The organism is Microbispora amethystogenes, assembly GCF_016863015.1.
Taxonomy (GTDB): domain Bacteria; phylum Actinomycetota; class Actinomycetes; order Streptosporangiales; family Streptosporangiaceae; genus Microbispora; species Microbispora amethystogenes.
The window spans coordinates 46,433-69,534 of the sequence record NZ_BOOB01000004.1; the positions used below are offsets into that span (position 1 = coordinate 46,433).

At 71.6% G+C, this 23,102-nt stretch carries 21 protein-coding genes and 2 pseudogenes; 7 read left to right on the forward strand and 16 right to left on the reverse strand.

The window, feature by feature from the left end; translation table 11 throughout:
* Positions 1–57: 57 nt before the first annotated feature.
* Together Mam01_RS03340 and Mam01_RS03345 are read right to left on the reverse strand one after the other, a co-directional pair.
* The gene (locus tag Mam01_RS03340; protein ID WP_239100999.1) at positions 58–945 is read right to left on the reverse strand and encodes a serine hydrolase; all 888 of its coding nucleotides are present in this window, start codon (positions 943–945) and stop codon (positions 58–60) included.
* On the reverse strand, positions 942–1,889 hold the full coding sequence (locus tag Mam01_RS03345; RefSeq protein ID WP_204284020.1) for a LysR family transcriptional regulator: 948 nt from the start codon (positions 1,887–1,889) through the stop codon (positions 942–944). The genes Mam01_RS03340 and Mam01_RS03345 overlap by 4 nt, the downstream gene beginning before the upstream one ends.
* 108 nt (positions 1,890–1,997) lie before the next feature.
* On the opposite strand from Mam01_RS03345, the gene Mam01_RS03350 reads away from it, so the two are divergent.
* Entirely contained in the window at positions 1,998–3,551 is a 1,554-nt protein-coding gene (locus Mam01_RS03350) for a penicillin-binding transpeptidase domain-containing protein (RefSeq protein WP_204284021.1), read from the forward strand.
* 203 nt (positions 3,552–3,754) lie between these two features.
* Here the strand turns inward: Mam01_RS03350 and Mam01_RS03355 are convergent, their stop codons facing one another.
* Both Mam01_RS03355 and Mam01_RS03360 read right to left on the reverse strand, forming a co-directional pair.
* On the reverse strand, positions 3,755–4,267 hold the full coding sequence (locus Mam01_RS03355) for a hypothetical protein (RefSeq protein ID WP_204284022.1): 513 nt from the start codon (positions 4,265–4,267) through the stop codon (positions 3,755–3,757).
* Positions 4,268–4,542: 275 nt separating this feature from the next.
* Positions 4,543–5,262, reverse strand: coding sequence for an HAD family hydrolase (locus Mam01_RS03360; RefSeq protein ID WP_204284164.1), 720 nt, complete (start codon positions 5,260–5,262; stop codon positions 4,543–4,545).
* An 876-nt stretch (positions 5,263–6,138) separates the two neighbouring features.
* On the opposite strand from Mam01_RS03360, the pseudogene Mam01_RS37515 reads away from it, so the two are divergent.
* From Mam01_RS37515 to Mam01_RS03370, 3 genes and pseudogenes are all read left to right on the forward strand, one after another.
* Positions 6,139–6,264: pseudogene (locus tag Mam01_RS37515) on the forward strand (RNA-guided endonuclease TnpB family protein); the annotation flags it as partial.
* Positions 6,243–6,506, forward strand: a complete 264-nt coding sequence (locus tag Mam01_RS37520; RefSeq protein ID WP_307819798.1) for a zinc ribbon domain-containing protein — start codon at positions 6,243–6,245, stop codon at positions 6,504–6,506. The pseudogene Mam01_RS37515 and the gene Mam01_RS37520, both read left to right, overlap by 22 nt.
* 150 nt (positions 6,507–6,656) lie before the next feature.
* Positions 6,657–6,968, forward strand: coding sequence for a hypothetical protein (locus tag Mam01_RS03370; protein ID WP_204284023.1), 312 nt, complete (start codon positions 6,657–6,659; stop codon positions 6,966–6,968).
* A 111-nt stretch (positions 6,969–7,079) separates the two neighbouring features.
* On the opposite strand, the gene Mam01_RS03375 is transcribed toward Mam01_RS03370, so the two are convergent.
* The 10 genes from Mam01_RS03375 to Mam01_RS03420 form a co-directional block, all read right to left on the reverse strand.
* On the reverse strand, positions 7,080–7,712 hold the full coding sequence (locus tag Mam01_RS03375) for an HAD family hydrolase (RefSeq protein WP_150930359.1): 633 nt from the start codon (positions 7,710–7,712) through the stop codon (positions 7,080–7,082).
* A gap of 50 nt (positions 7,713–7,762) precedes the next feature.
* Positions 7,763–8,284, reverse strand: a complete 522-nt coding sequence (locus Mam01_RS03380; RefSeq protein ID WP_204284024.1) for a DUF6912 family protein — start codon at positions 8,282–8,284, stop codon at positions 7,763–7,765.
* A gap of 61 nt (positions 8,285–8,345) precedes the next feature.
* A complete protein-coding gene (locus Mam01_RS03385) occupies positions 8,346–9,041 on the reverse strand; it encodes an HAD family hydrolase (RefSeq protein WP_204284025.1) in 696 nt (231 codons plus the stop codon).
* 232 nt (positions 9,042–9,273) lie between these two features.
* Entirely contained in the window at positions 9,274–10,632 is a 1,359-nt protein-coding gene (locus tag Mam01_RS03390) for a glycoside hydrolase family 3 protein (RefSeq protein ID WP_239101000.1), read from the reverse strand.
* Between the two features lie 244 nt (positions 10,633–10,876).
* Positions 10,877–12,550: a phosphoenolpyruvate--protein phosphotransferase gene (gene ptsP / locus Mam01_RS03395; RefSeq protein ID WP_204284166.1), complete on the reverse strand. Its 1,674-nt coding sequence runs from the start codon at positions 12,548–12,550 to the stop codon at positions 10,877–10,879.
* A 262-nt stretch (positions 12,551–12,812) separates the two neighbouring features.
* On the reverse strand, positions 12,813–13,070 hold the full coding sequence (locus tag Mam01_RS03400) for an HPr family phosphocarrier protein (RefSeq protein WP_150930369.1): 258 nt from the start codon (positions 13,068–13,070) through the stop codon (positions 12,813–12,815).
* A gap of 24 nt (positions 13,071–13,094) precedes the next feature.
* Complete coding sequence (locus tag Mam01_RS03405; RefSeq protein ID WP_204284026.1) at positions 13,095–13,730, reverse strand: HAD family hydrolase; 636 nt, start codon at positions 13,728–13,730, stop codon at positions 13,095–13,097.
* 7 nt (positions 13,731–13,737) lie between these two features.
* Positions 13,738–14,184 carry a PTS sugar transporter subunit IIA gene (locus Mam01_RS03410; RefSeq protein ID WP_150930373.1) on the reverse strand — a complete coding sequence of 149 codons (447 nt, stop codon included), beginning with the start codon at positions 14,182–14,184 and terminating at the stop codon, positions 13,738–13,740.
* A 106-nt stretch (positions 14,185–14,290) separates the two neighbouring features.
* The gene (locus Mam01_RS03415; RefSeq protein ID WP_036329147.1) at positions 14,291–14,527 is read right to left on the reverse strand and encodes a PTS sugar transporter subunit IIB; all 237 of its coding nucleotides are present in this window, start codon (positions 14,525–14,527) and stop codon (positions 14,291–14,293) included.
* 33 nt (positions 14,528–14,560) lie between these two features.
* Positions 14,561–15,595, reverse strand: coding sequence for an SIS domain-containing protein (locus tag Mam01_RS03420; protein WP_204284027.1), 1,035 nt, complete (start codon positions 15,593–15,595; stop codon positions 14,561–14,563).
* Between the two features lie 153 nt (positions 15,596–15,748).
* Between Mam01_RS03420 and Mam01_RS03425 the strand changes: the two genes are divergently transcribed.
* The gene (locus tag Mam01_RS03425) at positions 15,749–16,489 is read left to right on the forward strand and encodes a GntR family transcriptional regulator (protein WP_150930376.1); all 741 of its coding nucleotides are present in this window, start codon (positions 15,749–15,751) and stop codon (positions 16,487–16,489) included.
* A 70-nt stretch (positions 16,490–16,559) separates the two neighbouring features.
* Here Mam01_RS03425 and Mam01_RS03430 read toward each other — a convergent pair.
* Positions 16,560–17,756: pseudogene (locus Mam01_RS03430) on the reverse strand (RNA-guided endonuclease InsQ/TnpB family protein); the annotation flags it as partial.
* Between the two features lie 140 nt (positions 17,757–17,896).
* Here Mam01_RS03430 and Mam01_RS03435 point away from each other — a divergent pair.
* Positions 17,897–19,225, forward strand: coding sequence for a PTS transporter subunit EIIC (locus tag Mam01_RS03435; protein ID WP_373868677.1), 1,329 nt, complete (start codon positions 17,897–17,899; stop codon positions 19,223–19,225).
* Between the two features lie 262 nt (positions 19,226–19,487).
* Entirely contained in the window at positions 19,488–19,958 is a 471-nt protein-coding gene (locus tag Mam01_RS03440) for an Rv3235 family protein (RefSeq protein WP_204284030.1), read from the forward strand.
* Between the two features lie 156 nt (positions 19,959–20,114).
* Here Mam01_RS03440 and secA read toward each other — a convergent pair whose 3' ends face one another.
* Positions 20,115–22,916 carry a preprotein translocase subunit SecA gene (secA, locus tag Mam01_RS03445; protein WP_204284031.1) on the reverse strand — a complete coding sequence of 934 codons (2,802 nt, stop codon included), beginning with the start codon at positions 22,914–22,916 and terminating at the stop codon, positions 20,115–20,117.
* Between the last annotated feature and the right edge of the window lie 186 nt (positions 22,917–23,102).

The window sequence follows — 23,102 nt, forward strand, 5'->3', positions numbered from 1 at the left end:
CATCTTCGCCATGCCCGGGCCACGTGTCACCCTCGCGGCCCACACAGAACGCCCCTGTCATATGTGGGTTCTGAGCTGGTCGATCGCGACGCGGGCGGCGGCCCCGATCGCGGCGTCGGCCCGCGGCTGGTTCTGCGCCGTGCTGAGCGACCGGGTGAAGACCGCGACGGCGTAGCGCCCGCCGTCGGGATACTCGACCACCCCGACCTCGTTGCGGAGCGTGGGCAGCGTGCCCGTCTTGCCGCTCACCGCGACGTCGTCGAACGGGAAGCCCGAGGCCAGCCGGTGCGGCCAGACCTGCAGGGCCATGAGGCGGCGGATCGCCGCGCAGGAGGCCGCGCCCGCCGCCTCGTCCCGCCAGATCATGGCCAGCAGCCGGGTCATGTCGCGGGGCGTGCTGCGGTTGCTCCGCGCCGGGTCGAGCGCGCGCAGCCGCGCCACCACCTCGGGATCGGCGCACGCCTGCGTCACGTCGGACTGGTCCGCCACGCCCGCGTCCTCCCACAGGCTGGTGAGCATGTCGCGGCAGTCGTGCACCACCCGCGTCTCCGTGAGCCCGAGACGGTCGAGCAGCGCGTTGACCGCCTCACGGCCCACCCGGGCCAGCAGCGCGTCGGCCGCCGCGTTGTCGCTCACCGTCATCATCAGGTACGCCAGGTCGCGCAGCGACAGCGTGGCGTCGTCGAGCATCGCCGCCAGCCCGGTGCCCCCGCGCGTACGGCCCTCCGCCGGCACGCGGACGAGCCCGGCGAGGTCGAGCAGCCCGCGCTCGGCCTGGCGGTGCAGTTCCAGCAGCAGGGGCAGCTTGAAGACCGACGCGAGCACCACCGGCTCGCCGGCCCGCAGGCCCACCTCGCGCCCGCCGTCGACGTCGACGGCGTGCAGCCACCCGGTGACGCCGGCGCCCCGGAAGACGCGCTCCAGCGGGTCCACGCCGGGGCTCACGCGAGGAACCCGGTCGCCGGGCGCGGCGCCACGCGGGGCGTGGGCGGCGCTCCCTCGTCCACCATGCCCGCGCTCTCCTTCAGCACCCGTACGGCCACGGCCGTGAAGTCTCGCACGTACGGCCCCGGCTCGGCCCGCCAGGCCGGGAGACAGCGCCAGGCGAGGGGCGTGCCCGCGAGGGGCCGCCACACCACCCCCGGCGTCTCCGCCGGGGCGCCGAACGCGACGGCCGTGCCGGACAGCACCAGGCCGAGGGCGAACTCCGCGCGGTCGGTGCAGGTGATCGCGGTGGGCACGAAGCCGCCGCGGCGGCAGGAGGCCAGCGTGTCGTCGTACAGGCCGGGTTCGGCGTCCCGGGGGAACAGCACCAGTTCCCGCCCGGCCAGGTCGCCGAGGTGCACGGTCGCCCAGGCCGTCAGCTCGTCGTCCTCGGCCAGCAGGACGCCCGGGTGCCGGACGAGCACGGGCCCGTAGGCGAGCCCGTCCGCGGCGACCGGATGCCGCAGCAGCCCGACGTCGAGCCTGCCCTCAAGCAACGCGGCGACCTGCGCGGCCGTGCCCATCTCGGCCGGTGCCAGCCGTACGTCGGGACGGCGGTCGCGGAACCCCGCGATGAGCGCGGCGAGCACGGGGGCGCCCAGGTCGGCGGGCACGCCCGCACGCACGACCGCCGCGTCGCCGCGCGCCAGGTCGGCCATGAGGTCGCGCATCCGCTCCACCCTGGCGACGATCTCGCGGGCCTCGGGCACCAGCAGCCGGCCCGCCTCGGTCAGCGCGACCCGGCGGCTCGACCGCTCGAACAGGCGCATGCCCAGCTCCTCCTCCAGCCGCCTGATGCGCTGGCTCAGCGGCGGCTGGGCCATGCCGAGCCGCGCGGCCGCGTTCCCGAAATGCAGCTCTTCCGTCACGACGAGGAAGTAGCCGAGATGCCGGACAAGGTCCACGAGCTGGGAGCATATCCAAACCGCACATGAAGCGCGTTGATATCCATATTGGACACACTCCCGGCCGGTCTGCTGCTCTTGACGCGCACTCGAATCCAAGGGGGACACATGCGAGAGCGAAGGCGGTGGCCGTACGTCACGGCGGGGGTGCTCGTTCCGGTGGTGGCCGCGGGGGCGACCATCTGGGCGCTGCGCACGAAGGGCTCGCCCGAGGAGACCGCGCGGGACTTCCTCGCGGCCTGGTCGCGCTCGGACTACGTGGCGATGCGCGCACTCACCGCCGACCCGCCGTCCGCTTTCGACAGCACCTACCGCCGCTTCCACGACGACCTGAAGCTGACCGGCCAGCGGTTCCAGGTGCGGGACGTCCAGGAGGAGACCGTGCGGTTCCGGGCCCGGCTCACCGGCCCGCTGCCCGTCGCGTACGACGGGAGGCTGCGGCTGGTCGAGCGCGACCGCGCCTGGAAGGTCGCCTGGACCCCGGCGGCCGTCCACCCGCGGCTGACCGGCGGCGTGCGGGCCACGCTCACCACGGTGCCCGCCGAGCGCGCCCCGACGACCGCCGCGGACGGCACCCGCATCGACACTCCGGACGCTCCCGGCTCCGTGAGGCAGCTCGTGGAGGCGCTGCGCGAGCAGTACGGCTCCCGCCTGGACGGCACCGCGTCCGCACGGGCCGACCTCGTCGACACGCGGACGGGCGCGAAGGTCGTCACCCTCGCCGAGGGCGGGGCGAAGCCCGGCGAGCCGCTGCGGACCACGCTCGACCTGCGGGTGCACCGGGCGGGGGCGCGGGCCCTTGAGGATGTGGACAAACCCGCCTCGCTCGTCGCGCTGCGCCCGTCCACGGGCGAGGTCCTGGCGGTGGTGAACAAGCCGGGCGGCTACAACCGCGCCCTGCTCGGCGCGTACCCGCCTGGCTCCACCTTCAAGGTCGTGACCGCGTCCGCTCTCGTGGCGGGCGGCGTCACGCCCGGCCAGACCGTCGAGTGCCCGGCCGAGAAGACGATCGGCGGCTTCCCGTTCCACAACTCCCGAGACGAGAACGGGCGGTTCCACGACTACGGCGCGCTGCCCTTCGTGGACGCCTTCGCCCACTCGTGCAACACGACGTTCGGCGAGATGTCGGTGCGGCGCCTCGGCGCGGACCGCCTGGCCAAGGTGGCCGCCGACTTCGGCTTCGGCGCGAGCATCAAGATCGGCGTGCCCGCCGTGGACGCAGCCTTCCCCGCGCCGCGCGACGACACCGACCTCGCGTCCGCCGCCATCGGCCAAGGTCGCGTCCTGGCCAGCCCGCTGAACATGGCCGCGGTCGCGGGCGCCGTCGCCGCGGGCACCTGGCGCCAGCCCCGGCTGGTGCCGGCCGCGCTCGTCCCGGACGGCGGCACTCCCCCGCGCCCGCTCGAACCCGCGGTGGTCTCCGCCCTGCGCCGCCTCATGCCCGCCGTCGTCAGCGAGGGCACCGCGAGCGGCGTGTCGTTCCCCGCCGGCACCGCCGGCAAGACCGGGACGGCCGAGTACGGCTCCGGGACCAACCCGCCCACCCACTCGTGGTTCATCGGCTACAAGGGCGACCTTGCCTTCGCCGTGGTGGTCGAGGGCGGCGGCACCGGAGCCCAGGTGGCCGCCCCCGCCGCGGCCCGCTTCCTCAAAGCCCTCTGAGCGACCCCTGTGCGCTCGTCGACCTCCTCGGCAGCCCCGGAAGGAGCGAGCTGTACTGAACCACCCGTCCCCCGGCTCACCTGCAGGGCCGAGAGGCGCGTCGCGGGCACCTGGGTAAGGCCAGGGCGAGCGTCACCCCAGCCTGGCGGCCAGGTTCCTGGTGAGCTCACGTCACCTGTCGCCGCTGCCTGGTGGACGGGTGTTCAGCCGCCGATGCCGACGACGTCGATGTGTACCTGCCACAACTTCTGCGGAAGTGCACACCGGGGCGTGGTGTGCAGGCAGGCGTAGTCGGTAGCGGTGCTCACGTCGGCGGAACCGGCGGTGCCGGTGCGGTACACCTCGAACAGCGGCTGATCGGTCGGGTATCCGCCGCGGGTCAAGGCCTTCACGAGAGCCGGTCCACGGACGACGGTCGGGCGGTACGCCGCGGGGAGGGAGATGCCGAGGGTCTGTCCGACGCGGAGGGTGATCGTCTTGCCGGCGTCGGCCTCGGTGAGGGTGACGCTCGGCTCAGCGGTGATGGCGTCGTTGACGCAACTCGCCGTCGGGGTCGGCCCAGTGCCGGTGACCTGCATCCCGAAGGTGGTGGCGGCGCACCCGGCCGCCTGGGCGGCCGCCACGGCGGCTCCTCCGGCGACTGCCGGTGTGGCGAGCATGCTCAGCAGGCCGACGATCGTGCTCAGGCCCAAGGTCATCCGTCTTGTCCAGACCACGGCTACGCACCTCTCAGCGCACGCGGGGCCGACCCAGGCCGGGACACCGCACGATGGACTTCCGGCAGACGCATCGTCAACGGCGACCTTGTCGGTGTCAAGGATCGGTGAAGCTTTCAGGAATCGCCCACTCGCGGCTCGCCCCTTGACCTGCACCTACCACTCTGACGTGCACGTTCGTTCTGCCGGACAGGAGAACGTGGCTACTGGGACCAGAACCCGGCCCAGTACTCCAGAGGCAGGGTCGTGCCGGGGCACCGGCACACGTCGACGTCTCAGCGGCCCGTACGGCCGGCGGGGGTGGTGAGGCGGGCGACGGCGGCGACGACCTCGGAGGGGTTGGTGAGGTCGGGCAGCACGATGTCGGCGCCCGCCTCGTGCAGTTCGGCGGGGGTGGACCGGCCCGAGGCCACGGCGATCATCGCCGCGCCGCCGATCCGGGCGGCCTGGACGTCGCGGGCGGAGTCGCCGACCAGCACGGTGTTGCCCGCGGTGAAGGCGGCACCGTGCCGCTCTTTGGCCCGGCCCTGGGCGACCTGCAGCAGAGTGGCCTTGGGATAGACCTCCTCGCCGTACCCGCCCACCTCGAAATCGATCCACTTGTCCAGGCCGAAGGCCTTGAGCTTGAGGACGGCGTTGCTCTTGACGGTCCCGGTGAGCACCGACTGCACGACGCCGTCGAGGCGGGAGACGGCCTTGAGCGCGTCCTTGGCCCCGGGCATCGCGCGCCCTTCCCTGGTCAGGCGGTCGCGCCGTTCGGCGAAGCAGACGGCCAGCGCGTCGAGGAACCTCGGCAGGTGATGGTCCTCGACGGCGATGCCGTTGACGGCCAGGGTCTCGAAGACGATCTCGGAGTCGGGACGGCCCGCCGCGGGCGCGAGTTTCACCAGCGGCCGTCCCGTCACCATCCGGAAGGCGGCCGCGTAGGCGTCGCGGGTGACGATGGCGACGTCGACGAGCGTGAGGTCGACGTTCCAGAGAACGAGGCGGTTGATCGCGGCCTCCGTGGGGGTGCGTCGGGGATCGTGCCCAGCGTACGGCCCACGGGCGGGGCACACGATGCGGCGGCCGCCACCGGCATACCGGACTGGCGAGCCGGCGGCAGCGAGTGCGCGGCCGAAAATCGGCCCGACACCACACCAGACGGCCCGTTTCAGGACCGGAAAGCGGCAGAGACGACATACGGAACGACCGCAATCCCACTCCAGCGACGCCTCCGAACAACTAAAATCCCGGCATGAAGCTGGTCGTGCAGGTGAAACTTCTCCCCGACGCCACCACGGAGGCGGCGCTCAGGGAGACGCTCGCCCTGTGCAATCAGGCTGCCAACCACGCCCCCCGCCGCGCATTCACTACCGGCATCACGGGCAGGACCTCCCTTCAGCGCCTCGTCTACGGCGACCTGAAAGCCATGGGCCTGTCCGCACAACCGGCGATCCACGTCACGCGGAAGGTCGCCGGGGCATACGCCACTCTGAAGGCCAACCTGAAAGCCGGGAACCATGGCCCGATCGGGTCCAAACGGCGGGCCAAAGCCGAGAACGACCCGATCCGGTTCCGGAAGGATGCCGCGCAGCCGTACGACGACCGATGCCTGTCCTGGCAGTACGACGCCCGCACCGTCTCCATCTGGACCCCACGCGGACGCTCCGGCCGCATCCCCTTCGCCTGCTCGCCCGAACAGATGAAGCTCCAGCGACGGAGACCGGCACACGGGCGGACGGTTGAAACAGGTACGGCATCGCAACCGCCGTCTGCGCTCTCGCCTCCAGACGAAGGGCACCAAGTCCGCGAGACGGCTCCTGCGCAAACTGTCCGGCCGGGAAGCGCGCTTCGCGGCCGACACCAACCACCGCATATCCAAGACCATCGTGACCGAGGCGCAACGCACCTCGCGCGGCGTCGCCCTGGAAGACCTGGGCGGCATCCGCGAGAGGGTACGGCTCCGCAAGCCCCAGCGGGTCACGCTGCACTCGTGGAGCTTCCACCAGCTCGCGACGTTCATCTCCTACAAGGCCCAGCGTTCCGGGGTACCGGTGGTGTACGTGAACCCCGCCACACCTCCCAACGGTGCAGCGCGTGCGGCCACATCGCGAAGAAGAACCGGCCCGACCAGGCCACCTTCACCTGCACGTCATGCGGCTTCGCTGAGCACGCCGACGTGAACGCAGCCCGCAACATCGCCGCGCGCGGTGTCGCGGGCTGGGCAGTGAGTCACGCTGCCGACGACGCGGCCTGAACCGTCGAATCCATCGACGGCGAGGAGCTGCAAACCCGGCCCTTCAGCTTCAGGGCCGAGAAGCTGACGAAGGGGTGGAAGATCGCTCTGGACAGCCTTGCGGCCGCCCCGGCCGAGGTCGCGGGCTACCCGCACGCGCCGGTGTGGGCGGTGCTCGCCGCCGCCCTGCTCGCGATCCTCGGCGTCGTCAACCACGTCAGGTTCGTTCGGAGCGGGCCGGACAGCACCTGGGCGGCCCGCTACTTCGACACCGACAACCCCAAGGAGCTGCGCAACCTGCCGTTCGCGCAGCTTCCCGGGGCCGTCATGCTCGCGATGTGGGCCGTGATGCTCGCCTACACCCGGGTCTCCGGGCAGGAGACCTGGGACGCGGTCATGGGCCTGTTCCTGTTCGCGTCGTTCGTCTTCGGCGGTGTCGCGGTCAAGCGGCTCTACCGGCCGCCGCGCAGGGCCAAGCCTTAGTGGCTCCTCGACGAGGAGGAACGCCAGGCCCGCCGGGACGCGTGAGCCCGGGCGGCTGTCCGGCGGCCCGCCCTCGGGCGGCCGCCGGGTGGCGGCCCAGGGTGGCGGCCGTCAGACGAAGTCGAGGGCGTCGGCCAGCGAGTCCACCACGGGGACGCCGACGCCCTCCAGGTCGGACCGCCGCGTCATGCCGCCCGTGTAGAGGATCGCGCGGGCGCCGACGTGCAGGGCGGCGTGGGCGTCGTCCACGCTGTCGCCGATGACGACGACCTTCGCCGAGTCGATGCCCAGGGCCCGCAGGTGCTCGACCATGTGCTCGGCCTTGTGGCCCCCGGACGCCGAGCGCAGCCCGTCGACCCGCCGGAAGTGACCGTCGATGCCGAACTCGCCGACCTTGCGGACCAGCCGCTCGTGGCCCCACATGGACAGCAGCGACTGCGTGCGGCCCGACTCTTCCCAGGCGCGCAGGCTCGACTGCGCCCCCTCGGCGAGATTGCAGACCTCCATCAGCCGGTGATAGTGCTCGTGGAAACCCGTGTCGAGCAGCTCCCACTCACCCTCGCGCAGCGGCCGGCCGAGCATGCGCTCGTACGCCACCCAGATCGGGCGGGTGTAGACCTCGCGGAAGCCCTCCACGTCGTACGGCCCGAGGCCGTACGACTGGAAGAGCTCGTTGGTCGCGCCGATGACGGCGTCGACGTCGTGGAAGAGCGTCCCGTTCCAGTCCCAGACTATGTGTGTCATCTCGTCTCAAGCTTAGACGGCGCCTGTGACGAAATCGTGAACGGCGCCGGTCAGCTCAGCAGATCAGGGATCTCCTGCGTGGCGTACCAGAGCAGTTCGTGGTCCTCCACGCCGTCCACGACGAACCGCGCGTCGTCGTCCCCGGCGTCGGCCGCGGGCAGTGCCGCGATCGCCGCCTCGACGTCCGGCACGGCGGCCGGGTCGTCCACGTGCACCGCGGCGAGCAGCTTCAGCGGGACCGGCTCGACCACCCGGACATGGGCGCGCTCCTCCAGGCCGGCGCCGGCCTTCACGGTCTCGTCCGGCACCTCGGCCGCGAGGACCACCCGCCGGGCGGCCCCTTCTTCCTGACCGGCGGCAGGTCCGGCGGCGGGGTCGGCGGCCAGCAGGCGCAGCGAGGCGCGGGCGGCCTCGGTGAGCGCGACGTACTCCAGCTCCTCGGTGTCCCCCGAGGCGTACCACTCGACCAGCGCGGGGGTGACCGCGAAGCCGTTCAGCGGAGCCGGACCCAGCTCACCGGCGGCGACGACGCGCGCCAGCGCGGGCAGCGTGGACGGCAGATACACGCGCATGCGTTCCTCGACTCGATATCGGTGCGGCCGGGACACCCCCGGCCCGTCCCTGCGGCTGAATTTACCGACCGGGCGGCTGTTCCGCGGAGCGTGCCGCGCGCAGCGGCAGGCCGAACAGGCGCTCCATCTCGGCGATGGTCGCCACGGGATCGGTGTGGTGGACGCCGACCAGCCCGACGGCCCGCGCCGCCGTGATGTTCTCCTCGATGTCGTCGACGAACACGCACTGCCCCGGCTCCAGCGCGAGCAGGCCGAGCGCGTGGTGGAAGATGCGCTCCTCCGGCTTGCGCATGCCGACCTCGCCGGAGATGACGACGGCGTCGAAGATGGCCTCCCAGCCCTCGCGCGTGTAGTGGTCGCCCCACGAGTTCGACACCAGGCAGGTGCTCAGCCCCGCGACGCGGGCGAGGCGCAGCATCTCGTTCATCTCCTCGACCGGCCGGAACCCGGCGAACATCCGGGTCAGCAGGCCGTCGGCCTCGGGCGGGCCGCCGTCGAGGGTCAACAGGCGGGCGGCCAGGTCGCGCTCGAACTCCAGGATGGGGATCTCGCCGCGCTCCAGCGCGTGGATCGGGTTCTCGGCGACCGACCCGGCACCGGCCTCGCCGCCGGCCCCGTATGCCTGGGTGACCAGCGCGCGCATGACCTCCCGGTAGTGCCGGGGGTCGATCCGGTCGGCCTCGATCCACTCCACGAGAGACTCGGTCAGGCTCGTCGTCAGAACCCCGCCCCAGTCGATCAGCACACCCTTGAGCACCGCGCCTCCCAGCCGACGTGCCTCAAATATAGGCCTACCCCGGCCCCCGCCCCGCCCGGCGCGGGCGCCCGGGCGAGGTGGCCGCTCACGCGACGGGGGTCCGGTCGGCGTGGGTGCCAGGGCGGGGGCGGCAGCTCAGGCGAAGTGGGGCCCGACCGGTGCCGGGCCGGGTCGGGGCCAAGCGGGTTCGGCGGGCTCAACGGGCGCAACGGGCGCAACGGGCTGGATGGGCTCAGCGGGACTGGGCGAAGACGCGCTGGGCCACCTTGAGGTGCTCGGGGGACCGCAGCGCGCCGGGGTCGGTGCGGATCGGCCCGAAGAGGCCGCGCCTCTCCTTCAGCCGCAGGATCCGCAGCACCGACTCGTTGATCCTGCTTTCGGATATCCGCCCCGACTTGACCGCCTTCAGGATGGCGTCGTACGCCTTCGGGAGGTTCGGCGGCATGAGGAGCATGTCGGCCCCGGCGAGGACGGCCCGCACGACCACCTCACTGTCGCCGTACTTCTTGCGCACCCCGGCCATGTCCAGCGCGTCGGTGCTGATCACGCCGCCGAAGCCGAGTTCGTCGCGGAGCAGGCCGGTGAGGATGCGGTGCGACAGCGTCGCCGGGTCTCCGGACGGGTCCAGTTCCGGCATCACCACGTGCGCCGACATGACGACGTCCACGCCGTGGGCGATGGCCGTACGGAACGGCGGCGCGTCGAGCGTCCGCCACTTGGACATCGTGTGTTTGATGACCGGGAGGCCGGTGTGGCTGTCGACGGAGGTGTCGCCGTGGCCGGGGAAGTGCTTGGCGACGGAGGCCACCTTCGCCGCGTGGAAGCCGTCGACGGCCGCGCCGACCATCGGCGCCACCTTCTTGGGGTCCGAGCCGTAGGCGCGCGGCCCGATGACCGGATTGCGGGGGTTGACGTTGACGTCGGCGACCGGCGCGAAGTCGAGGGAGATGCCGAGAGCGCGCAGTTCCTCACCGGTGACCCGGGCGACGTCCCGCGCGTTGGCCGTCTGGCCGGTCGCGCCGATCTGCGCCGCCCCGGGGAGCTTGGTGACCAGGGCCCGGAGCCGGGAGACGATGCCGTTCTCCTGATCCACGCCGATCACGAGCGGTGCGCCGCCGTCCTCGCGGGCCGCCTCGCGCAGGCCGGTCGTGAGCGCCGCCACCTGCCCGGCCCCCGACACGTTGCCCGCCCAGTCGAACAGGATCACCCCACCGGGCCGGAACTTCTCCACGACCTCCGCCGGCGTCGCGGCGCCGTACCGCGCCTGGTTCTCCTTGCTCGGCGCCCCGGCCTTCGGGCCCCACACCACGACGGTGAACAACTGCGCGACCTTGTCCCGCAGGCTCATCGCGGCGAGCGTCCGCTCGGCCAGCCCCTTCGACGACCCGCCCGACGACCCGTCCGATGACGACGTGGCCGGGGTGGTGTCGGCAGAGGCGGCGGAGCCTGCGGTGGAAGCGGTGGAAGCGGCGGAGGAGGCCGGCGCGGACGCACCCGGCGAGGTCTGCGCGCCCACGGCGCCGGTTCCGGACGAGCATCCGGCCACGAGGAGGGCGGCGAGCATGACCACGCCTTGTCTGAGTGCTGGCACGCCTTTTACCGTAACCGCACCTCGGGCCTGCTCACCCACCGGCTCGCGAACCGGCTGTGACCCGGCGGTGAACCGACTCCCGGACCCGGCCGCACCCGGCTGGTGGCCGACTATCAGACCGGCTGGACACCGACTCGCGAGCTGACTGGGGGCCGGCTGTGAACCGGCTCCCGGACCGGCTCCCGGACAGGTATGGGCGGCGGGACGAGGCGCCCGCCGCCCATGCCGTACAGATCAGTACAGGTCAGAGCCCGAGGTCCTCCAGGCCGGGCAGCACCGCACGCGCGGCGGCCTTGGCATCCCGGGCGGAGACGGCGGAGCGGGCCGTCACAGCGGCGGAACGGCACTCGTCGAGCGTGTGCCGGGCCAGCGCGGCGCGCACCCACGGGAGCGCGGGAGCGCCCATCGACAGCGAGGTCACCCCCATGCCGACGAGCACGCAGGCGAGCACCGGATCGGCCGCCGCCTCGCCGCAGACCCCGCAGCCCTTGCCCGTCTCCGAGGCGGCCGAAGCCGCCATCGCGATCAGGTCGAGCACCGCCGGATGCCACGGGTCCTGCAGCCCGGCGACGGCGCTGACCTGGCGGTCGGCCGCGAGCGCGTACTGCGTGAGGTCGTTGGTGCCGATCGAGAAGAAGTCGACGGCCCGGACGAGGTCCGCCGCCCGCAGCGCCGCCGACGGCACCTCGATCATGATTCCCGCGCTGTCCAGCCCCGCCGTACGGCAGGCCTCGGCGAACCACTCGGCCTCCTCGGCCGTGGCCACCATGGGCGCCATGACCTGGACCTTGGCGGAGGTGCCCGCCGCCGCGGCGGCCAGCGCGCCGAGCTGGGCGGCCATGATCTCGGGATACCGACGGAACATCCGCAGGCCGCGCTCCCCGAGCGCCGGGTTCGGCTCCTCCTCCGGCGGCGGCAGGAACGCGAGCGGCTTGTCGGCCCCGGAGTCGAGCGTGCGCACCACCACCCGGCCGCCCGGGAACGCCTCGAACACCGCGCGGTAGGCCTCCTCCTGCTCCTTCGCGGACGGCGCCGACGCACGGTCGAGGAAGAGGAACTCGGTGCGGTACAGACCGACGCCCTCGGCGCCGTGTTCGAGGGCGTCCGGCAGGTCGCGCGGGCCGCCGATGTTGGCGAGCAGCGGCACGGCGTGACCGTCGGCGGTCGCGCCGGGGCCGTCGGCCGCCGACAGCGCCGCGCGCCGCGCCTCGACGGCCCGGCGGGCCGCCGCGACCCGGTCCGGGCCGGGGGCGAGCAGCACCTCGCCCGAGCCGCCGTCCACCAGCACGGGTGTGCCGGGGGCGATCGCGGTGGCGCCCGCGCAGCCGACGACGGCGGGCACGCCCATCGCGCGGGCGAGGATCGCGGTGTGACTGGTCGGCCCGCCCTGCTCGGTGACGAACGCGGCGACCACGTCCTTCGACAGCAGCGCGGTGTCGGCCGGGGCGAGGTCCCTGGCGACGAGCACGAACGGCTCGGCGGCGCTCGCCGGCACGCCGGGCATGGGCAGGCCGGTGAGCACGGCGATCGTCCGGTCGCGGATGTCGTCGAGGTCGGTCACCCGCTCGGCGAGATAGCCTCCGGCCGCGGCGAGCAGGTCGCGATACTTGCCGAAGGCGTCGAAGACGGCACGCGGGGCGGCCACGCCCCGGTCGATCAGCGCGCCGACCTCCGCGGCCAGGCTGGGATCGCGGGCCATCAGCGCCTGCGCGCCGAGCACCTCCTGGGCCTCCCCGCCCGCCCTGGCTCCGCGCGCCTCGAGGTCGGCGGCCACCTCCTCGACCGCCCGCTCGGCGCGGGCCCGCTCGGTGGCGGCGTCGCCGCCGTGCCGCGACTCCTTGTCGGGCTCGGGGATCTCCCCCGCCAGCACGTGGGCCGGGCCGTACCCGGCGCCGGGGCTGACCGCCGTACCGGTCAGCGACCCCGGCGATCCCGGACCGGTGAGCGGCGCCGGGCCGGTCTCCGTCTCTGCTCGCCCGGCCGCGCCCTCCCGCCGTGCGGGGAGCGACCCCTGGTCGGTCGCCGTCCCTCCCGTGCCGGGCGCCTTCCGGCCTGTCTCTCCGGCCCCCGGGAGGGCTCCCTGACCGGTCACCCCGTCACCCGATCCCGTGAGCGGCCCCGGGCCCGTCGCCTCTCCGCCCGCCGGCGTCCGCCGTGTGTTCACCGCGCGTCCGCCGGCGTCAGGGGGCCGCGGCGATCTGGGCGAGCTCGTCCAGCAGCGCGTCGGCCCCCTCGCCCTCCGCGCTGATGACGATCGACTCCCCCTGTCGTACGTCGAGCGCCAGCACCGACAGGATGCTCTTCGCGCTCACCGGCGTGCCGCCCGCCTTGGCGATGGTGACGTCGTACGACGCCTTCGCCGCGGTCTGCACGAACGTCGCCGCCGGGCGGGCGTGCAGCCCGACCTCCGACGTGACGCTGACTCTGCGTTCGGCCACGTTTCCTCCTCTGCGGGCGGTGGTCTAGACCGCCCGTGGTTCCGTCAAAGGCCAGTCAATACCCGACATGTCGGGGATTACCAGATCCGCATGCGACAGTTCATCCGGGTGATGCGTGGTCGCCACCGCGACGCAGGTCATACCCGCCGTCCGGGCGGCTTCGATGCCCGCGAGCGAGTCCTCGAACACCACGCACGCGGCGGGGTCCACCCCGAGCAGGTCCGCGGCCAGGAGATAGCCGGACGGATCGGGCTTGCCCACGGTCACGTCCTCGGCGGACACGATGGTCCGGACCACCTCCAGGATCCCGATCTCGGTCAGCCGTCGCACCGCCCAGTCCCGATCCGCCGAGGTCACCAGCGCGAGCGGAGATCCGTGCCCGGCGACCCGCAGGACCAGGTCGGCCGCCCCCGGCACCGGCACGATGGCGGGCAGATCCGGATGGTCGTAGTAGGTGGAGATCTCGTCCATCAGCGCCCGCGGATCCATGTCGGGGAACACCTCGGGGATGACGTCGGAGCCGCGGCGGCCCATGAAGCGCCGCAGCAGCGTCTCGTCGTGGTCGATCCCGTGGTTGTCCAGGAGCATCCGCCACAGGGCCCGGCTGCGGATCTCCGTGTTGATCAGAGTGCCGTCGAGGTCGAAGAGCGCGGCCTTCATGACGCCGTCACGACCACTCGAACAAGGTGTCGCCCGCGTTCACACTGCCCTCGGCGATCCCGCCGACCGCGTCCCGCACCGCGTCGAGCGCCACCACCGGGCAGACCGGCGACCGGCCGCCCGCCTCCACGACCGCGGGGTCCCACGCCACCACCGGCTGACCGGCCCGTACGCGGTCGCCCTCGGCGGCGAGCAGGCGGAAGCCCTCCCCCTTGAGCTGGACGGTGTCGATGCCGAGATGCACCAGCACTCCCCTGCCGTCGTCTCCCACCACGACGTACGCGTGGGGGTGCAGTTTCACGATCGTGCCGTCGATCGGGGCCAGGGCCTCGACGGGCTCCCTGCGGGGATCGATCGCGGTGCCGGGGCCGACCATCGCCTGGGAGAACACCGGATCGGGCACGGCGGACAGCCCGATGGCCGCCCCCGCGACAGGGGCGAGAACAGTCGTCAATGAAGCGCCCTTCCCTGATGTGATCCGGGCAGGCGTCACGCCAGGAACCGCCGGAGACCCGTGAGGGACAGGTGAGGGACCGGCGGACCCGTCGTGACCTGCCGGTCTAGCCGATGATGTCCTCGATGTCGCTGGCGATGGTGTCGGCCTCGGGGCCCACCACGACCTGGACGACGTTGCCCGCGGCCATCACTCCGTGGGCACCGGCCGCCTTGAGCGCGGCCTGGTTCACCTTCGACGCGTCGTGCACCTCGGTGCGCAGCCGTGTGATGCACGGCTCCACCTCGATGATGTTGTCGGCGCCACCGAGCCCGGCGATGATCGCCTCGGCGTCTGCAGCCATGGGGGTCCTCCTGGTATTCGATCGGCCTGTCGTTCAGTCGGTCTGGGTGACCTTCTTCAGACCGCGGGGGGAATCGGGGTCGATACCGAGCCTGCGCGCGAGCGCCTCGGTGAGCAACTGCCCCGGGACGATGAGTCCCAACGGCGCCACCCACTCGGGCAGGTCCGGACCGTTCAGCGCGGCGGTCGAGGCCGTGGCGAGCCGCTCGCCGCCCCCGACGCCGTACGCGGCGGCGCCCGCGCCGGTGACCCGCTCGGCCAGCGCGACGGTGCCCGCGAGGGTGGGCCCCTGCCCGGACGCGACCAGGATCGCCGGGGTGTCGGCGTCCACGACCGCGATCGGGCCGTGCAGCAGGTCGGCGTACGAGAGGCCCATGGCGTGCAGGTAGCACGCCTCCTTGAGCTTGAGCGCGAGCTCCAGCGCGGTCGAGAACGCCAGCCCGCGGCCGGAGACGACGACGCCGGGCTTGTCGGCCAGGCCCTCGACCACGGCGTCGAGGTCGCCGGGGTCGGAGACGAGCTTCTCCACGGCGTCCGGCACCCGGCGCAGGTCGTCGGGGTCGACGTCGGCGCCGAGGCCGATGGCGAGCACGGCCAGCGCGGCGAGCTGGGTCGTGTAGGTCTTCGTGGCCGGGACGGCCTTCTCCTCGCCGGCGAGCGTGCACAGCGCGAGGTCGGCCGCCCGGGCCAGCGGCGAGTCCTCGCCGCCGTTGGTGACGGCGACGGTCCGCGCGCCGCAGTCCTTGGCCCACTGGAGGGTCTCGACGATCTCCTCCGTACGGCCCGACTGGGACAGGCCCACGGCCAGCACGCCGTCGAGGTCGAGCCTGCGGCGGTAGGTGGTGGCGATCGAGGGGGCGCCCAGCGCGGCCAACCGGCCGGCCCGCGCCTCGATGAGGTAGCGGCCGTAGACCGCCGCGTTGTCCGAGGTCCCCCGGGCGACGAACAGCAGGTGCCGGGTGCCGCGGGCGACGGCCTCGACCTCGCCGGTCCGCGGGAGCAGGGCGTCCAGCGTCGCCCGGATCGCCGCGGGCTGCTCGGCGATCTCACCGCGCATTCTGGTCGTCATAGGTGATCATCCCCCGCTTGACGAGATTTGTCTGTTATGGATCCGTCGTCGGCCCATACATTGACACATATTTCCCGGCTGTGGTCTAGTCCGGACTAGACCAGTAAGAACCTTAACTTATCCACACGATCCGGAGCGAGAGGGGAGGGATCAGTGGCCCAGATCGACCCGGACAGCCCGGTGCCCAAGTATTTCCAGCTACGGGAGATCCTGCTCGACCTCATCGAGAACAACGAGCTGCCGATCGGCGCGGCGATCCCCTCCGAACGTGACCTGAGCCAGCGCTTCGACCTGTCTCGTATGACGGTACGGCAGGCCGTCGACCACCTGGTGTCCGAGGGGCGGCTGCACCGTGTGCCGGGCAAGGGCACGTTCGTGGCGCGGCCGAAGATCGAGCTGGCCCTCCAGCTCACCTCCTTCACCGACGACATGCGGGCGCGCGGCATGGAGCCGGGCTCCCGCGACCTGGACCGGCGGGTGGTCCGGGCCAGTGCCCACCTCGCGCGGCAGCTCGGCATCCAGCCGGGCGACGCCGTCCACTTCATCGAGCGGCTGCGCACGGCGGACGGGGAACCGCTGAGCATCGAACGGGCGCACATCCCGGTCAAGCTCGCGCCCGACCTCGATGAGTTCGACCTGACCGGACGATCCCTGTACGCCCTGCTCGAGTCGCGCTACGCGCTCGTGATGGACGCCGGGGAGCTGACCATCGACGGCGGCGTCGCCGACCCGAGCGACGCCGACCTGCTCAAGCTGCCCCGGGGCGGGGCCGTGCTGCTGCTGCAGCGCCGGTCCTTCGCCGGCGGGGTCTGCGCCGAACTCGGCGTCTCGACCTACCGGGCCGACCGCTACCAACTCCGGACGCTCCTCGGAGCCCCGGCCAGACGCCTCTAGCAACCCCCCACATCCTGGAGGAACAGCCCTTGACATCCTCCCCTCCCTGGAGGGAGGGGATTCCAACCCTCACAGGTTGGGCTTCCTGTTTCGCTGCCGGTTGCCCGCTCGGAGGTCTCCGTTGAGGTCTTACACCAGCTCCACAGGCGTTTCACCTCTCCGCCAGCCCGGCGGCGAGGATGTTCCTGGCGGCGTTGACGTCCCGGTCGTGGACCGCGCCGCAGGCGCACACCCACTCCCGGACGTGCAACGACATCACATCTTGCAAGCTCCCGCAGGCCGAGCACAGCTTCGAGCTGGGAAACCACCGGTCGATCACGACGAGTGCCCGCCCGTACCACCGGGCTTTGTACTCCAGCATCGAGCGCAGTTCCCGCCAGGAGGCGTCGGAGATGGCGCGGGCGAGCGAGTGGTTCTTGACCATGTGGCGGACGGTCAGGTCCTCGATCACGACCGTTTGGTTCTCGCGGACGAGCGAGGTGGTCAGTTTGTGCAGGTGATCCCGGCGCCGGTCGGCGATCCGCGCGTGCAGGCGGGCGACCTTCACCCTGGCCTTGGCCCGGTTGGTGCTGCCTGCGGTTTTGCGGGCGAGCGCACGCTGAGCCCTGGCCAGCGCGCGCCGGTCGGCCCGCTCATGCCGGGGGTTGGTGATCTTCTCACCGGTCGACAGGGTGACCAGGGCGGTGATCCCCGCATCCACGCCAACCGCGTTCCCCGCCGGGTCGAAGGGGCGGATGGTCTCTTCCACCAGGAGGGACACGAACCATCGCCCGGCCGCGTCCTTGCTCACGGTCACCGTGGACGGCTCCGCCCCTTCCGTGAGGGGACGCGACCACACGATGTCCAGCGGGGCGTCCATCTTCGCCAGCGTGAGCCGTCCGTCGCGCCAGCGGAACGCCGAGCGGGTGTACTCGGCCGACGCCCGCGACTTCTTCCGCGACTTGAAGGTGGGGTACTTGGCCCGCTTGGCGAAGAAGTGGGCGAAAGCGGCCTGCAGGTGTCGCAGCGCCTGCTGCAACGGCACGGACGATACCTCGGAGAGGAACGTCAGCTCTTCGGTGCGTTTCCACGCCGTCAGCGCGGCCGAGGACTCCGCGTAGGAGACCCGGCGGCCTTCAAGGGTGTAGGCGCGGGTGCGTTCCTCAAGGGCCTTGTTGTAGACCAGGCGCACGCACCCGAACGTCCGGGCAAGCTCGCAGGCCTGCTCGGGGGTGGGATAGAAGCGGTACTTGTAGGCCCGCTTCACCGTCTGCGCCACCCCGCACATCATGCCACCCGATCAGTCGACGATCCCGTGACTTCCGACAACGGTCCGCTTTGCGGCGAACCGCCTATCCCCGCCCTGCTCCGCAGGGAGTCCGATTTCTCCCCCGCCTTGAAGGCAAGGTTTCCTCGGAGGCTTCGATGATGAGTTCCACCTCCGCCGACGCGGGCCTGCCGGCCGCACCCTCGGGCCAGAACGCGCTGTTGACCGCGCTGTCCCGGATCGGCCGCTCCCTGATGCTTCCGATCGCGGCGTTGCCCGCCGCGGCGCTCCTCCTCCGGATCGGCCAGGACGACCTGCTCGGCCGTACGGACAACGCCACCCTGGACAAGATCGCGCAGGTCATCGGCGGCGCGGGCGGCGCCCTCTTCGACGCGCTGCCGCTGCTGTTCGCGGTGGGCGTCGCGGTCGGCTTCGCCCGGCGGGCCGACGGCTCGACCGCCCTGGCCGCGGTGGTCGGTTACCTCGTCTGGGACCGGGTCACCCACCTGATGTTCTTCGACGCCGCCGCGGACGCGGCCGTGCACAAGAAGGTGGCGCAGTCCGTCCTGGGGGCGGACGGCAAGCCGGCCGAGGCGCTCAACCTGGCGTCGGCCAACCCGACCGGAGTGCTCGGCGGCATCCTCATGGGCCTCGTCGCGGCCGTCCTGTGGCAGCGGTACTACCGCACGAAGCTGCCCGCCTACCTGGCCTTCTTCGGCGGGCGGCGCTTCGTGCCGATCCTCACGGCGCTGGCCGGGCTCGTCCTCGGCGTCGTCTTCGGCCTGATCTGGTCGCCGATCGGTGAGGGGCTCACCAACTTCGGCGACTGGCTGGCGAACCACTCGACACTCGGCGCGGGCATCTACGGGATCGTGAACCGGGGCCTGATCCCCTTCGGCCTGCACCACTTCGTCAACTCGATCGTGTGGTTCCAGGTGCCGACCTGCGACACCCTCCACACCGCGGGCGACCTGAACTGCTACTTCGCCGGGCAGGACGGCGCCGGCGCGTTCATGGCGGGCTTCTTCCCGGTCATGATGTTCGGCCTGCCGGCCGCCGCCATCGCGATGTGGCGGGCCGCCCCGCCGCACCGCCGCGCCACCGTCGGCGGCATCATGATCTCCTCGGCGCTGATCTCCTTCGTCACCGGCATCACCGAGCCGATCGAGTTCGCGTTCATCTTCGTGGCGCCGGTGCTGTTCGCGGTGCACGCGCTGCTCACCGGCGTCTCGATGGCCCTGGTCGCGTTCCTGGGCGGGCGCCTCGGCTTCGGGTTCTCCGCCGGAGCCATCGACGCGGGCCTGAACGCGACGAAGGACAACACGCACAACTTCTGGTTGATCATGCTGATCGGCGTGGTCTACTTCGTCCTCTATTACGTGATCTTCAGCTTCCTCATCAAGAAGCTGAACATCATGACGCCCGGCCGGGAACCCGAGCCCGATGTGGACTCCGGGGAGAGCGCCGAGACGGCGCGCGCCCGCGCCTGACGCGTCACGCCCCCTAGAGGGGAGCAGGGGCGCCCGGCGATCCCGGGCGCCCCTGTCGCGTTCTCCGCCAATTCCGGATGACCTTAATATCCTTCTCCATGCTCCACTAACAGGGGATGTTCTCCCCAGCTCGGCCGGACCTTCCCGGGCGAATGGCGGCACACGGCGGCGGCTCTTGGCAAAGTTGGCGGCCCCGGTATCAGGCGGGACGACCGCAACCTCTATTAGGCGTCAGATCCCGGCGCGCGAGAGCGGAGTCCCGATGCCCAAGCCCGTCCCCCTGCCACGGCTCGCGTCCGTCCCCCCGGCCGATCCTCCGTACGACGAGCGGGACGGCGGTCCCGTGACGTACGGCGCGCTCGCCCTCGCCCCGGCCACCCTCCCGGCGCCGCCCGTGTCCTACCCGTACGGACGGCCGGGGGGCTCCCTCACCGACGAGCGCCGGCTGCGGGGGCTCGGCCAGGCGCTGGCGGAGATCCTGGCCGGCCGCAGGCCGCCGGAGACGGTGGCCGGCCGGCTCACCGAGCGGGCCTACCGCGAACTGGTCCGGGCCGGAAAGATGATCGACACCGAGCGGCCGCCGCTGACCGGCCTGCCGCACGTGCAACGGCCCGTGGACGGGGTCATCGAGATGTGCCTGCTGGTCAACTGTGGTCCGCGCAGCCGGGTGCTCGCCGTGCGGCTGGAGCGGCAGGGCATGCAGTGGCTGGTCACCGACTTCGAGACCGCCTGACCCCGCGGGTTCCCGCCCCCGGCCTCCGGCGCTCCCGGTCGTGACCCTTGGCGTCGGCCCTACCCGGCCCCCCGTTCCCGCCCTTCCCCACGACATGGAAGGACCCCGCCGGACATGTCCGGCGGGGTCCTTCTCAGCTCAGGTCAGACCTGACGGTCACGCCTGCTGGTTGCGCGGGTCGCCGTGGCAGCGCTTGAACTTCTTACCCGAGCCACAGGGGCAGGGCGCGTTGCGCTCGACGTCGCCGTACGCGGCGCGCTGCTCAGGAGTCGACCTGACCCGGCTGACCTCCACGTCGCCGCTCTCGCCGGGCGCGGTGTAGACCATCTCGGTCGGCCGCGACGGCTGCCGCAGCGCCCGGGCGATGATCGACCCGGTCTCCGACAGCGCCGTGTCCTCCTCGGCGTTCTCCTCCACGATCGGGTTGGCCTGCACCTCGACCTCGAGGTTGAACAGGTAGCCGACCGACTCCTCCTTGATGCCGTCGAGCATCGCGGAGAACATCTCGAAGCCCTCGCGCTGGTACTCGATCAGCGGGTCCTTCTGGGCATAGGCGCGCATGCCGATGCCCTCCTGGAGGTAGTCCATCTCGTAGAGGTGCTCGCGCCACTTGCGGTCGAGCACCGAGAGGATGACCCGGCGCTCAAGCTCGCGCATCGCCTCGGGACCGAGCTGCTCCTCGCGGCGGTCGTACGCCTGGAGCGCGTCTTCCTTGATCTTGTCGGCGATGAATTTGGCGTCGAGGTCCTCCTTGGCGCCGCCGGCCTCCTCGACGAGCTGCTCGACCGTGACGGAGACGGGGTAGAGCTGCCCGAAGGCCTTCCACAGCTTGTCGAGGTCCCACTCCTCGGCGAAGCCCTCGCCGGTGGCGCCCTTGACGTAGTCGTCGACGACGTCGGTGACGAAGGTGCGGACCTGCTCGTGCAGGTCGGCGCCTTCCAGCACCCGCCGCCGCTCGGCGTAGATGACCGTGCGCTGCCGGTTCATCACCTCGTCGTACTTCAGGACGTTCTTGCGGATCTCGAAGTTCTGCTGCTCGACCTGATGCTGGGCCGACGCGATGGCCTTGGACACCATGCCCGACTCGATCGGCACGTCGTCCGGGATGTTCAGCCGCGTCATGATCATCTCGACCCGGGCGGCGTTGAACAGGCGCATGAGGTCGTCTTCGAGCGACAGGTAGAACCGCGACTCGCCGGGGTCGCCCTGACGGCCGGAACGGCCGCGGAGCTGGTTGTCGATGCGCCGCGACTCGTGCCGCTCGGTGCCCAGCACGTAGAGCCCGCCGGCGTCGACGACCTGCTCGTGCTCGGCCTTGACGGCCTCCTTGGCCTTCTCCAGCGCCTCGGGCCAGGCCTTCTCGTACTCGTCCGGCGTCTCGGACGGCGACAGGCCGCGCTGCTGAAGCTCCAGGTCGGCACGGAACTCGGGGTTGCCGCCGAGCATGATGTCGGTGCCTCGACCGGCCATGTTGGTGGCCACGGTGACCGCGCCCTTGCGGCCCGCCTCGGCGACGATCGCGGCCTCACGGGCGTGGTTCTTGGCGTTCAGCACCTCGTGCGGCACGCCCTGGCGCTTGAGCATGCGCGACAGCTTCTCGGACTTCTCGACGCTCGTGGTGCCGACGAGGACCGGCTGGCCCTGCTCGTAGCGCGCCTTGATGTCGTCGACGCACGCCTGGAACTTGGCGTCCTCGGTCTTGTAGACCACGTCGGCCTGGTCCTGACGGACCATCGGCCGGTTGGTCGGGATCGGGACGACGCCCAGCTTGTACGTCTGGTGGAACTCGTTGGCCTCGGTCGCGGCCGTACCGGTCATGCCGGCGAGCTTCTCGTACAGGCGGAAGTAGTTCTGGAGGGTGATCGTGGCGAGAGTCTGGTTCTCGTCCTTGATCTTCACGCCTTCCTTGGCCTCGATGGCCTGGTGCATGCCCTCGTTGTAACGGCGGCCGTGCAGCACGCGCCCCGTGAACTCGTCGACGATCAGAACCTCGCCGTCGACGACGATGTAGTCCTTGTCCTTCTTGAACAGTTCCTTCGCCTTGAGCGCGTTGTTGAGGAACTGCACGAGGTGGGTGTGCTCGGGCTTGTAGAGGTTGTCGATGCCGAGCCAGTCCTCGACCCGCTCCACGCCCGCTTCCAGGATGCCGACCGTGCGCTTCTTCTCGTCGACGACGTAGTCGCCGGTGCTCTCCTCGCCGTCCTTGCCCTCGGTGCCGCGGCGGAGCCTCGGCACGATCTTGGCGAACTCCTGGTACCACTTGCCCGACTGCTCACCGGGGCCGGAGATGATGAGCGGGGTGCGGGCCTCGTCGATCAGGATCGAGTCGACCTCGTCGACGATGGCGTAGTTGTGGCCGCGCTGGACGCACTCCTCCATCGACCACGCCATGTTGTCACGCAGGTAGTCGAAGCCGAACTCGTTGTTCGTGCCGTACGTGATGTCGGCGTTGTACTGCCTGCGGCGCTCGTCCGGCGGCATGTTGGCCAGGATGACCCCGACCTCCATGCCCAGGAAGCGGTGCACGCGGCCCATCGTCTCGGCGTCGCGCTTGGCCAGGTAGTCGTTGACCGTGACGACGTGGACGCCCTTGCCGGAGATCGCGTTGAGGTAGGCGGGAAGCGTACAGGTGAGCGTCTTGCCCTCACCGGTGCGCATCTCGGAGATGTTGCCCATGTGCAGGTTGGCGCCGCCCATGAGCTGCACGTCGAAGTGGCGCTGCCCGAGGACCCGGCGGGCGGCCTCGCGCACGGTCGCGAAGGCCTCCGGCATCAGGTCGTCGAGGGACTCGCCGTCGGCGTGCCGCTGCTTGTACTCGGCGGTCAGCGCGCGGAGCTCGGCGTCGGACAGGCTCTTGAAGTCCTCTTCGATGGAGTTGACCTGCTCGGCGATGCGCTTGAGCTTCCGCAGAGTCTTGCCTTCGCCGGCGCGAAGGATCTTGTCGAGAATGGCTGGCACTTTTAGTAAAGCTCCTCGCAGGTCTCACCCCGGCCGACCACCGGGGTGTGAGGACGAGACATACTTCCCCGCTAACCATCGTAGGCGGTTCCATCACCAGACACAGCCACCCGCAATCGACGGAGCGCCGCGTCACAATCTCCTATCTCATAGGGAGAAAACCGCCCAGAGGGTTCCCCCGATGTC

Coding starts and splice junctions, on each gene's coding strand:
- Mam01_RS03350 (WP_204284021.1), top strand. CDS start 1,998: ATGCGAGAGCGAAGGCGGTGGCCGTACGTCACGGCGGGGGTGCTCGTT.
- Mam01_RS03420 (WP_204284027.1), bottom strand. CDS start 15,595: ATGACGACCAGAATGCGCGGTGAGATCGCCGAGCAGCCCGCGGCGATC.
- Mam01_RS03440 (WP_204284030.1), top strand. CDS start 19,488: ATGCCCAAGCCCGTCCCCCTGCCACGGCTCGCGTCCGTCCCCCCGGCC.
- Mam01_RS03380 (WP_204284024.1), bottom strand. CDS start 8,284: ATGCGCGTGTATCTGCCGTCCACGCTGCCCGCGCTGGCGCGCGTCGTC.
- Mam01_RS03435 (WP_373868677.1), top strand. CDS start 17,897: ATGAGTTCCACCTCCGCCGACGCGGGCCTGCCGGCCGCACCCTCGGGC.
- Mam01_RS03375 (WP_150930359.1), bottom strand. CDS start 7,712: ATGACACACATAGTCTGGGACTGGAACGGGACGCTCTTCCACGACGTC.
- Mam01_RS03405 (WP_204284026.1), bottom strand. CDS start 13,730: ATGAAGGCCGCGCTCTTCGACCTCGACGGCACTCTGATCAACACGGAG.
- Mam01_RS03415 (WP_036329147.1), bottom strand. CDS start 14,527: ATGGCTGCAGACGCCGAGGCGATCATCGCCGGGCTCGGTGGCGCCGAC.